Annotated in this window: 7 protein-coding genes; 6 read left to right on the plus strand and 1 reads right to left on the minus strand. The window is 54.1% G+C overall.

Annotated features, from left to right (window positions below; genetic code table 11):
- A partial coding sequence (locus FDX01_RS13810; RefSeq protein ID WP_249360984.1) for a trimeric intracellular cation channel family protein occupies window positions 1-475 on the plus strand: 475 nt, incomplete at its 5' end.
- On the opposite strand, the gene ligB is transcribed toward FDX01_RS13810, so the two are convergent.
- Window positions 472-2151 (minus strand): NAD-dependent DNA ligase LigB, encoded by a 1680-nt coding sequence (ligB, locus tag FDX01_RS13815; RefSeq protein ID WP_137399943.1) that lies wholly within the window; start codon window positions 2149-2151, stop codon window positions 472-474. The genes FDX01_RS13810 and ligB overlap by 4 nt on opposite strands.
- A 261-nt stretch (window positions 2152-2412) precedes the next feature.
- Here ligB and gmk point away from each other — a divergent pair, with 261 nt between their 5' ends.
- From gmk to recG, 5 genes are all read left to right on the plus strand, one after another.
- The gene (gene gmk, locus FDX01_RS13820) at window positions 2413-3036 is read left to right on the plus strand and encodes a guanylate kinase (RefSeq protein ID WP_005122601.1); all 624 of its coding nucleotides are present in this window, start codon (window positions 2413-2415) and stop codon (window positions 3034-3036) included.
- A gap of 54 nt (window positions 3037-3090) precedes the next feature.
- Window positions 3091-3366, plus strand: coding sequence for a DNA-directed RNA polymerase subunit omega (rpoZ, locus tag FDX01_RS13825; RefSeq protein WP_002442542.1), 276 nt, complete (start codon window positions 3091-3093; stop codon window positions 3364-3366).
- Window positions 3367-3384: 18 nt separating this feature from the next.
- On the plus strand, window positions 3385-5499 hold the full coding sequence (gene spoT, locus FDX01_RS13830) for a bifunctional GTP diphosphokinase/guanosine-3',5'-bis pyrophosphate 3'-pyrophosphohydrolase (RefSeq protein WP_096759066.1): 2115 nt from the start codon (window positions 3385-3387) through the stop codon (window positions 5497-5499).
- Between the two features lie 127 nt (window positions 5500-5626).
- Window positions 5627-6316, plus strand: coding sequence for a tRNA (guanosine(18)-2'-O)-methyltransferase TrmH (gene trmH, locus FDX01_RS13835; protein WP_096759065.1), 690 nt, complete (start codon window positions 5627-5629; stop codon window positions 6314-6316).
- A 5-nt stretch (window positions 6317-6321) separates the two neighbouring features.
- The gene (gene recG / locus FDX01_RS13840) at window positions 6322-8403 is read left to right on the plus strand and encodes an ATP-dependent DNA helicase RecG (RefSeq protein WP_137399944.1); all 2082 of its coding nucleotides are present in this window, start codon (window positions 6322-6324) and stop codon (window positions 8401-8403) included.
- Window positions 8404-8437 lie beyond the last annotated feature (34 nt).

Below are 8437 nucleotides of genomic sequence, written 5' to 3' on the forward strand. Positions count from 1 at the left end.
TATTCTTCTCGGCCATTATCCTCTCGGCTGGGTGAAACATCCTGAGTACGTCATTATTGTGGCGACCGCCGCGGTGCTAACCACAATTATTGCTCCCGTCATGCCCTACCTGCGCAAGATTTTCCTCGTACTGGATGCACTAGGCCTGGTGGTGTTCTCGATTATCGGCGCACAGGTTGCACTTGATATGGGACATGGACCAATCATTGCCGTTGTAGCAGCAGTCACCACCGGTGTCTTTGGTGGCGTATTGCGCGATATGTTCTGCAAACGCATTCCGCTGGTGTTCCAGAAAGAACTGTATGCCGGGGTGTCATTTGCCGCTGCCGTGTTGTACATCGTGCTACAACATTATGTTTCCAACCACGATGTGGTCGTTATCTCCACCCTGCTATTCGGTTTTACCGCGCGATTATTGGCGCTGCGCCTGAAGCTAGGGCTGCCGGTGTTTTATTATCACCATGAAGGCCATTAAGGCATAAATCCAGTAACGCGCTGAGCGGCCAACCAGTTGCTCAGCGCGTTGACTTGCCGATTATCCCGCCATTGAATCACCTGTCTGGCACGACGCTCCCCCGTGGAGGGAAGTTGGCGCCAACGGCTCTCATCGCACGCCTGTAATTGCCGCCAGGTACTCTCGTGACTGGCGTTAAGTGTTACCTGTGTTAACGGTATGCCCATGGCGATTAGCCAGCGAGTAAAAGGACGCTGCCGTGACAGATTGAATTGATGCCACAGCTTCTCTCCCTTGCTTACCCCAAGCGCGGACTGTAATTGCTCCGGGGTTAATGCCAGCCAGGAAAAGATATGTTCAAAGCGATACACCTGATGGAGTTCCCGCCATCCCGCCTCGCCGATACCCTCAAAATCCAGCACCTCTTTTGCACTCAGCCAGACCAGTCGGGCAACAAACTGTTGCTGACACTCAGGCGTGGCATAAAAACAGGTCAATGAATTGAAGTGCCCCTCTGGGGGCGTAGGTTTAGTACGTTGAGTGCCGCGCCAGACAACTTCATCGATGCGAGGAATGCCCTGTCCGGCCAGGCTTATCAGGAGGTGATCGCCTGGGGCAATATCCCATTCATTCCAGCGTCTTACAGAGCCGACGTTGACACGCTGTACCCGTTTATCATCCAGCATGACAGGAGCCAGTAGTGCGACCACGGCAACTTTCCCACTTTTACCGACAGAAAACTGAATATCCATGACCTCGGACACGCGAGCGACCGGAGAATATTTCCAGGCCACCACCCAATCACCCTGTCCGGGTAACCAGTTTCGCGCTGGCGGCTCTTTTCCCATGCGCACCACCACACCATCCGTCACGAAAGGCAATGTGGAAGTCCACCAATGTGTACGGGCACGCTCGACCTCATCTGCATTATTCACGGGCTGAGTATAGTGTTGCGTAAAACCGAACCCCGCATCAGCGAGCAGCGTGAGTCTTTCCTGCATCGCCTCTGGGCCATCAGGCCAGGCCCAGATGAAAACAGCCAGGGAGTGTAGTGACTCTGGATTATCCTGACGCATCAGCATTCCTGCCACCTTCGAGCGGGCGTTCATTCCGCCTCTCTTTTGCTGGATATGCCCCTCCTGCTGTAGAAATATTTCACCCTGTAAGGTGCTGTTCGCCAGCAGACCTTTAGTTGTCTGCGGTATGGAAGGGATCCGACGAACCTTCTGGGTCCAGTCTTCCCCTTTAAGTCCATTTCCGCGACTAATCGCCCTGACAAGACTGCCATCCTTATAAATCAGCGTCACCGCAACCCCATCGACCTTCGGTTGTACCCATACATCGCTGCGGTTACGTAACCATTGTTGTATCGCGGGTTTATCTGCAAGTTTACGGACACCGGTATGGGGAATGGGATGCGATATCGTCCCGCTAATCGGTGGGGCAACCACCTCGGCTTGAGGCTCCTCATCAAAACAGCGCTGCCACTGCCGTAATTGCGCATTGAGTTGGTCATAAACGCCATCGTCTACAGCACTGACCCCCTGCTGCCAGTAGCTGGCATCCCACTGGGTTATCTGCTGTTGTAGCTGTGAAATTTCCTCATGAGCCCTGGCTGGCGACCAGACCGGGCACACAGCCCATACGGGTAAGTGCCCTAGCAGCAAAATCAGCACCATGTATTTCCTTATTGCCATCACTACCTCCGCTGTAGGTTGTATTACGCGGCAGGTATAGCGCGAAGCGGCAGAGAATCCGAGTGGTAAAAAGCCATCCTGCGAGGAGCTTTCCGGTCATTTTTACTTGTTGCAGCAACTCTGCGATAAAACAGGAAAAAGATACGCAAAACGCAATAATCCTGCGCAAAAAGTGTGACAAAGACTACGTCGTATAGCGGCTACGTGTATAATAAGCCCGTATGTAGGCTCTCTTTCGACAATCACATACATAAGATACTCATGGCTCAAGGCACGCTTTATATTGTTTCTGCCCCCAGTGGCGCGGGTAAATCCAGCCTGATTCAGGCTTTATTAAAGACCCAACCGTTGTATGACACCCAGGTTTCTGTTTCGCACACCACGCGCGCGCCGCGCCCGGGGGAAGTGCATGGTGAACACTATTTCTTTGTGAACCATGATGAATTCAGGACCATGATTGGCAGAGATGCGTTTCTGGAACACGCAGAGGTATTCGGCAATTACTACGGCACCTCGCGTGAGGCAATTGAGCAAGTACTGGCATCGGGCGTAGATGTCTTTTTAGATATCGACTGGCAAGGTGCGCAGCAAATTCGTGAAAAAATGCCGCATGCACGCAGTATTTTTATTTTGCCGCCTTCTAAGATTGAACTGGACCGTCGCCTGCGTGGGCGTGGTCAGGATAGCGAAGAAGTGATCGCAAAACGTATGGCACAAGCTGTTGCAGAAATGAGCCATTACGCCGAATATGATTATCTGATTGTGAATGATGATTTTGATACTGCCTTGGGCGATTTGAAAACGATCATTCGCGCCGAACGTCTGCGCATGAGCCGCCAAAAGCAGCGCCATGACGCTTTAATCAGCAAACTGTTGGCAGACTGAACCCACATTCAGTATCATGCCCAGTCATTTCTTCACCTGTGGAGCATTTTAAGTATGGCACGCGTAACTGTTCAGGACGCTGTAGAGAAAATTGGTAACCGTTTTGACCTGGTACTGGTCGCCGCGCGTCGCGCTCGTCAGATGCAGACAGGCGGAAAGGATCCGCTTGTACCAGAAGAAAACGATAAAACTACCGTAATCGCGCTGCGCGAAATCGAAGAAGGTCTGATCAACAACCAGATCCTCGACGTGCGTGAGCGCCAGGAACAGCAAGAGCAGGAAGCCGCTGAATTACAAGCCGTTACCGCTATTGCTGAAGGTCGTCGTTAATCACAAAGCGGGTCGCCCTTGTATCTGTTTGAAAGCCTGAATCAACTGATTCAAAACTACCTGCCGGAAGACCAGATTAAGCGTCTTCGGCAGGCGTATCTCGTTGCACGTGACGCTCACGAGGGCCAGACACGTTCAAGCGGTGAACCCTATATCACGCACCCGGTAGCGGTAGCCTGCATTCTGGCCGAGATGAAACTCGACTATGAAACGCTAATGGCTGCGCTGCTGCATGACGTGATTGAAGATACCCCCGCTACCTACCAGGACATGGAACAGCTTTTTGGTAAAAGCGTTGCAGAACTGGTTGAAGGGGTATCGAAGCTTGATAAGCTTAAGTTTCGCGATAAGAAAGAGGCGCAGGCCGAAAACTTTCGCAAGATGATTATGGCGATGGTGCAGGATATCCGCGTCATTCTCATCAAACTTGCTGACCGTACCCACAATATGCGCACGCTGGGCTCATTACGCCCGGACAAACGTCGCCGTATTGCCCGCGAAACCCTCGAAATCTACAGTCCGCTGGCGCACCGTTTAGGTATACATCACATTAAAACCGAGCTGGAAGAGTTGGGTTTTGAAGCGCTGTACCCGAACCGCTATCGCGTGATTAAAGAAGTGGTTAAAGCCGCACGCGGCAACCGCAAAGAGATGATTCAAAAAATCCTCTCGGAAATCGAAGGGCGTTTGCAGGAGGCAGGCATTCCGTGTCGCGTAAGCGGTCGCGAGAAACACCTGTACTCGATCTACTGCAAAATGGTGCTCAAAGAGCAGCGTTTTCACTCGATCATGGACATCTACGCGTTTCGCGTTATCGTCCACGACGCCGACACCTGTTATCGCGTACTTGGTCAAATGCACAGCCTGTACAAACCCCGTCCTGGTCGCGTGAAAGACTATATCGCCATTCCGAAAGCGAACGGATATCAGTCTTTGCACACCTCGATGATCGGTCCGCACGGGGTTCCGGTTGAAGTACAAATTCGTACTGAAGACATGGACCAAATGGCGGAGATGGGGGTTGCTGCGCACTGGGCATATAAAGAGCACGGCGGTGAAAGCAGCACCACAGCGCAAATCCGCGCGCAGCGCTGGATGCAAAGCCTGCTGGAACTGCAGCAGAGTGCCGGTAGCTCATTTGAATTTATTGAAAGCGTCAAATCTGATCTCTTCCCGGATGAGATTTATGTTTTCACACCGGAAGGGCGCATTGTTGAACTGCCTGCCGGTGCAACACCTGTCGATTTCGCTTATGCCGTGCATACCGACATCGGTCATGCCTGCGTCGGTGCACGCGTCGACAGACAGCCTTACCCGCTTTCGCAGTCGCTTTCCAGCGGCCAAACTGTTGAGATCATTACCGCTCCGGGCGCGCGTCCGAATGCGGCGTGGCTCAACTTTGTCGTTAGCTCGAAAGCCCGCGCCAAAATTCGCCAGCTGTTGAAAAACCTCAAGCGCGATGATTCCGTTAGCCTGGGTCGCCGTCTGCTTAACCATGCCTTAGGCGGCAGCCGTAAACTGGCTGAGATCCCGCAGGAGAGCATCCAGCGTGAGCTTGAGCGCATGAAGCTCGCCACGCTTGACGATCTGCTCGCGGAAATCGGCCTGGGGAATGCCATGAGCGTGGTGGTAGCGAAGAACCTCCAGCAGGGTGACGCATCTGCGAATGTTCCTGCGCAATCCGGCCACGGCCATCTGCCGATCAAAGGCGCTGATGGTGTGCTGATCACCTTCGCGAAATGCTGTCGTCCCATCCCTGGTGACCCGATTATCGCCCACGTCAGCCCGGGGAAAGGTCTGGTCATTCACCATGAATCCTGTCGTAACATCCGTGGTTACCAGAAAGAGCCAGAGAAGTTTATGGCGGTGGAATGGGACAAAGAAACGGAGCAGGAATTCATCACCGAAATCAAGGTGGAGATGTTTAACCACCAGGGTGCTCTGGCTAACCTGACGGCGGCAATCAACACCACGACTTCCAATATTCAAAGCCTGAATACGGAAGAAAAAGACGGTCGCGTCTACAGCGCCTTTATCCGCCTGACCGCTCGCGATCGCGTGCATCTGGCGAATATCATGCGCAAAATCCGCGTAATGCCGGACGTTATTAAAGTCACACGTAATAGAAATTAGCGCTTACACAAAATCATTCGAATTGCATCAAGGCGGCAAGCGAATGAATCCCCAGGAGCGTACAGAAGTACGTGAATGGGGTAAGTGAGTGCAGCCAACGCCGAGGCAGTTCGAAGGATGAAGTGTAATGAACTCAAACCGTTATGCGCGTATTTGTGAAATGCTCGCCAGGCGTCAGCCCGATCTGACCGTCTGCATGGAGCAGGTCCATAAACCTCATAATGTTTCTGCGATCGTTCGTACCGCAGATGCAGTCGGTGTGCACGAAGTCCACGCCGTCTGGCCGGGTAGCCGCATGCGCACCATGCTCTCTTCTGCCGCAGGCAGTAACAGCTGGGTGCAAGTCAAGACCCACCCGACTATTGGCGATGCGGTCACCCATTTAAAAAATCAGGGCATGCAGATTCTGGCGACGCATCTCTCTGATAAGGCTGTCGATTTCCGCGAAATTGATTACACGCGCCCCACCTGCATCCTGATGGGTCAGGAAAAAACCGGCATCACCCAGGAAGCGTTAGACCTTGCGGATCGGGATATCATCATTCCTATGACCGGCATGGTGCAGTCATTGAATGTCTCGGTTGCCTCCGCACTCATTCTGTATGAAGCACAGCGCCAGCGGCAAAACGCCGGCATGTACCAGCGAGATAACAGCATGCTGCCGGAAGACGAGCAGCAGCGCCTGCTTTTCGAAGGGGGTTATCCGGTGCTGGCCAACGTCGCAAAGCGCAAAGGTCTCCCTTACCCCCACGTCAATACGCAGGGCGAAATTGAAGCCGATGCCGCGTGGTGGGCCACTATGCAGTCAGCGAGATAAATCCGATGAAAGGCCGTTTACTGGATGCCATTCCACTTAATTCCCTGACGGGCGTTGGCGCAGCGCAAAGCAGTAAACTGGCTAAAATCGGCCTGCACACCGTACAGGATCTCCTGTTACACCTTCCTCTGCGTTATGAAGACCGCACGCATCTGTACCCAATTGGCGAGCTTTTGCCGGGCGTCTACGCCACTGTAGAAGGAGAAGTGCTGAACTGCACTGTCACCTTCGGTGGTCGGCGAATGATGACCTGCCAGATAAGCGACGGTTCCGGCATCCTGACGATGCGTTTTTTCAACTTCAGCGCGGCAATGAAAAATAGCCTGGCGACAGGTCGGCGAGTGCTGGCCTACGGTGAAGCCAAGCGCGGGAAATACGGGGCAGAGATGATCCACCCGGAATACCGCGTACAGGGCGATCTCAGCACCCCGGAACTGCAGGAAACGCTCACGCCAGTTTACCCAACCACGGAAGGGGTTAAGCAGGCTACGCTGCGCAAACTTACCGATCAGGCGCTGGATTTGCTCGATACCTGCGCCATTGCCGAACTGCTGCCGCCCGAACTGTTACAGGGCATGATGAGCCTACCGGAAGCGCTGCGCACGCTGCATCGTCCACCGCCATCGTTACAGCTCAGCGATCTAGAAACCGGACAACATCCGGCGCAGCGGCGCCTGATCCTCGAAGAGCTCTTAGCCCATAACCTCAGTATGCTGGCATTGCGCGCCGGGGCGCAGCGTTTTCATGCCCAGTTACTGAGTGCCAACGATACGTTGAAAAACCAGCTGCTGGCCGCATTACCCTTCAAACCCACAGCCGCACAGGCGCGGGTGACCGCTGAGATCGAACGCGACATGGCGCTGGATGTCCCGATGATGCGCCTGGTACAGGGTGATGTCGGATCTGGTAAAACCCTGGTCGCCGCGCTCGCTGCCCTACGGGCCATTGCCCACGGTCAGCAGGTAGCGCTGATGGCACCAACCGAACTGCTGGCCGAACAGCATGCGAATAACTTCCGTAGCTGGTTTGCCCCACTTGGCATTGAAGTCGGCTGGTTGGCCGGTAAGCAGAAAGGTAAAGCGCGTCTTGCCCAACAGGACGCCATTGCCAGCGGGCAGGTACAGATGATTGTCGGTACACACGCCATTTTTCAGGAGCAGGTTCAGTTCAATGGTCTGGCGCTGGTGATTATCGACGAACAGCACCGCTTTGGCGTTCATCAACGTCTGGCTCTATGGGAAAAAGGTCAGCAGCAGGGTTTCCACCCGCATCAGCTGATCATGACTGCCACGCCGATCCCGCGTACTCTGGCAATGACCGCCTACGCCGATCTCGACACCTCGGTGATAGACGAACTCCCGCCGGGTCGTACGCCGGTCACCACGGTCGCTATCCCGGATACCCGTCGCAGCGATATTATTGATCGCGTGCGCAACGCCTGTACCCATGAAGGACGTCAGGCTTACTGGGTCTGCACGCTGATTGAAGAGTCTGAATTGTTAGAAGCCCAGGCGGCAGAAGCCACGTGGGAAGAGCTGAAAATTGCCCTACCGGAACTCAATATTGGTCTGGTGCACGGACGCATGAAGCCCGCTGAGAAGCAGTCGGTGATGGCTGCCTTCAAGCAGGGAGAACTGCATCTGTTGATCGCCACCACGGTGATAGAAGTCGGCGTGGACGTCCCCAACGCCAGCCTGATGATTATCGAAAACCCGGAACGTTTAGGTCTGGCCCAACTGCATCAGCTACGCGGCCGCGTCGGTCGTGGCGCGGTGGCCTCCCACTGCGTGCTGCTCTACAAATCACCGCTGTCAAAAACCGCGCAGAAACGCCTGCAGGTCCTGCGAGACAGTAACGACGGATTTGTGATTGCGCAAAAGGATTTGGAGATTCGCGGCCCCGGAGAATTACTGGGGACACGACAGACGGGGACGGCGGAATTCAAAGTAGCGGATTTACTACGCGATCAGGCAATTATTCCGGAAGTTCAGCGCATTGCCCGTCATATTCACGAACGTTACCCACAACAGGCGGTGGCGCTGATTGAACGCTGGATGCCGGAAACCGAACGCTATTCCAACGCGTAATCGATAAATAGCGGCGGCGGTTGTCACACCGCCA

Origin of the sequence: Citrobacter sp. wls613 (genome assembly GCF_005281195.1) — a bacterium.
Taxonomy (GTDB): domain Bacteria; phylum Pseudomonadota; class Gammaproteobacteria; order Enterobacterales; family Enterobacteriaceae; genus Citrobacter; species Citrobacter gillenii.

Bases quoted from the DNA above. Each gene is read 5' to 3' on its own strand.
- ligB (WP_137399943.1), bottom strand. From the start codon at position 2,151: ATGGCAATAAGGAAATACATGGTGCTGATTTTGCTGCTAGGGCACTTA.
- gmk (WP_005122601.1), top strand. From the start codon at position 2,413: ATGGCTCAAGGCACGCTTTATATTGTTTCTGCCCCCAGTGGCGCGGGT.
- rpoZ (WP_002442542.1), top strand. From the start codon at position 3,091: ATGGCACGCGTAACTGTTCAGGACGCTGTAGAGAAAATTGGTAACCGT.
- trmH (WP_096759065.1), top strand. From the start codon at position 5,627: ATGAACTCAAACCGTTATGCGCGTATTTGTGAAATGCTCGCCAGGCGT.
- recG (WP_137399944.1), top strand. From the start codon at position 6,322: ATGAAAGGCCGTTTACTGGATGCCATTCCACTTAATTCCCTGACGGGC.